Origin of the sequence: Streptomyces sp. SolWspMP-5a-2 (genome assembly GCF_900091845.1) — a bacterium.
GTDB classification, from domain to species: Bacteria; Actinomycetota; Actinomycetes; order Streptomycetales; family Streptomycetaceae; genus Streptomyces; species Streptomyces doudnae.
This window is the reverse complement of sequence record NZ_FMCI01000122.1, coordinates 1-2,355: the sequence shown is the minus strand read 5'-3', so window position 1 is coordinate 2,355 and position 2,355 is coordinate 1. Positions and strand designations below refer to the sequence as shown.

At 69.3% G+C, this 2,355-nt stretch carries 2 protein-coding genes, 1 pseudogene and 1 CRISPR repeat array; of the genes and pseudogenes, 1 reads left to right on the top strand and 2 read right to left on the bottom strand.

Going from position 1 to position 2,355, the window contains the following annotated elements; all coding sequences use genetic code 11:
• A partial coding sequence (locus GA0115242_RS12170) for a methyltransferase family protein (RefSeq protein WP_272925268.1) occupies nt 1–395 on the bottom strand: 395 nt, incomplete at its 3' end.
• A 243-nt stretch (nt 396–638) separates the two neighbouring features.
• Between GA0115242_RS12170 and GA0115242_RS12165 the strand changes: the two genes are divergently transcribed.
• Nucleotides 639–1,166, top strand: a complete 528-nt coding sequence (locus GA0115242_RS12165; RefSeq protein WP_256089414.1) for a DinB family protein — start codon at nt 639–641, stop codon at nt 1,164–1,166.
• A 209-nt stretch (nt 1,167–1,375) separates the two neighbouring features.
• Here GA0115242_RS12165 and GA0115242_RS12160 read toward each other — a convergent pair.
• Nucleotides 1,376–1,558: pseudogene (locus GA0115242_RS12160) on the bottom strand (CorA family divalent cation transporter); the annotation flags it as partial.
• Nucleotides 1,559–2,111: 553 nt separating this feature from the next.
• Nucleotides 2,112–2,323: a CRISPR direct-repeat array (repeat unit 29 nt; unit sequence CGGTTCACCTCCGCCTGCGCGGAGCGGAC).
• Nucleotides 2,324–2,355: the final 32 nt, after the last annotated feature.

Sequence of the window (2,355 nt, the reverse complement as noted above, 5' to 3'; positions counted from 1 at the left end):
ATGTCGTCGAAGGCGGTACGGCCCTGGCGGACCGTGTCGTACATGCGGGCCAGCGGCTTCCAGTAGAGGTCCTCGCCGAGCATGAGGAAGGGGTCGTGGAGGGAGCCGGGCGTGTCGGTGCGCAGCAGCTCCGCCATCGGGGTCAGGGCGAAGCGGGCCTGTTCGTCCTCGTGGAAGACCTCGCGGGTGGCGAGGTAGCGCAGCACCCGGTGCAGGTGCGGACCGTTCAGGCCGGTCTTCTCGGCGAGTTCGGCGGCGGTGCGCGGGCCGTCGGCCAGGTGATCGGCGACACCGGCCTTGGTGACCGTGTAGAGGCAGGCGGTGTAGAGGTAGCCGTTCATGTGTTCCGACAGTCGCGCGCTCAGCTCGCTGGTGTCGGGCGGGGCGGACGTCATCGCGTACCTCCGGAAGGTCACAGAAGTCCCGTGGGCGGGTCCTCGGGCCCGGCCCACCCTGGCCCAGACGGCATGAGCGAAGGCACAGTCCGCCTCGCACGGTGCCTGAACGCCCGGCCCGCACCAGGGCGAGACCGTCGTTCTGCCGGTACCTGTGCCGTATTCACCCGATCTGCGGACACCGGGGGTGCCGCACGGCAATCAGGTCACCCACCGACCTACATCTGTCCTACGGTCGGGTCCGTGACATCGAACCTCCGAACCACGTCCTCCGCTCTGGCGGGTGAGCGCGCCGAACTGCTGAGCGCCCTCGCCGACCAGCGGGACCTGCTGCTCATCACCGTCCGAGGGATCAACGACGCCCAGGCCATACAGCGCACCGTCGTCAGCGAACTCACCCTGGGCGGGATCATCAAGCACCTGTCCCGCGGCGAACGCGTCTGGACCCAGATCCTCGTCGAGGGGGACGGCGAGATGCCCGAGGGGATGCTCGACCTCGGGCAGTACCGGATGACCGAGGACGACACGCTCGCCGGGCTCCTGGAGGAGTACGACGAGGCGGCGCGCGGCACCGAGAAGGCCGTGAGCGAACTGCGCGATCTGGAGGGCACCGTCCCGCTGCCCCTCACCCCGTGGTCCCCGCCGGAACGCGAGTACTGGTCGGCCCGCCGCATCCTGCTGCACCTGATCAGGGAGACCGCGCAGCACGCGGGCCACGCCGACATCATCCGGGAGACGCTGGACGGCGCCAGCACCACGGCCCAGCGCTGACCCTCACGGAGCCCCGCGCTGCGGAGCGCGTCCAGGTGGCCCCTCCGGGGGCGCAGCGCTCTGCGCCCCTCCTCGGCGTCTCGCAGTCTGCCCAGCCGAGGCGGGGCGCGTTTCGGCTGGGCGGATCCTCCAAGGTGGCTCGGACGGCGCCTGGGCCATCCCTCTTCGCGGCGTGTGCCCCGGAGCGCCGGCCCCCGCCCCCCGACCGCTCACAGCCAGTCCCTCCGCTTGAAGACGAGGTAGAGGCTCGTGCAGACGACCCCCATCAGCACGATCGCGAACGGGTACCCGAAGGACCAGTGCAACTCCGGCATCCGATCGAAGTTCATCCCGTAGATCGTGCCGACCAGCGTGGGGGCGAAGAGAATGGCCGCCCACGACGAGATCTTCCTGAGGTTGTCTACCTGGGGGCGCTGACCTGCGTCGATGCGAACATTAGTGATTCTGACCTGCGCAGACGCGTCTTTCTGTGTCTTTCAGGATCGTCCGGTGTTATGCAATCGCTTCTCCCCACGCGCTCCCCAGCGACACTCATACTCCCCAGATTCTCCCCAGGTGAGGTGCGAAGAGGGGCATCGAGTACGGGATGCTGCTGCTTGTGTGGCGGCCAGTGGCGATCACAGCGAGTCACTGTTTCGACGGGCGTTTCCTCGGAAACCTGTGCCACGGCATTCTCCTCGCTGTCTTCCAGCACGGCTGGGAAGCCTCCCTGTTTCGGTCAGGGCCTTGTCATGCGGCTCAGGCCCAAGGACCAGCCCGAGGGAACACATCCGCGGGCGCGGGGACCACGAAGAGCCCGACGACGACGGGCCCCGCGTGCCGGGAACACCCCCGCGGGCGCGGGGACCACTCGATGTGCTGGCGGACGTCGGCGGCGTCTTTGGGAACCCCCCCCCGCGTGCGCGGAGTCGACGAGCAGGCGACGGAGTTCGGGCTGCGAGTCGTCGGTTCACCTCCGCCTGCGCGGAGCGGACGTTCGCGTCATGCGGGAGCGGGCCGGGGAGCACGGTTCACCTCCGCCTGCGCGGAGCGTACTGGTCGAGAAGGCTGTCGGCAGGACTGCGTGGCGGTTCACCTCCGCCTGCGCGGAGCGGACACGCTGCGCCGCTGCACCGACGAGCTGGTGCACGGTTCACCTCCGCCTGCGCGGAGCGGACTTCTCCGAGTACCCGGAGATCGGCGCGCAGGT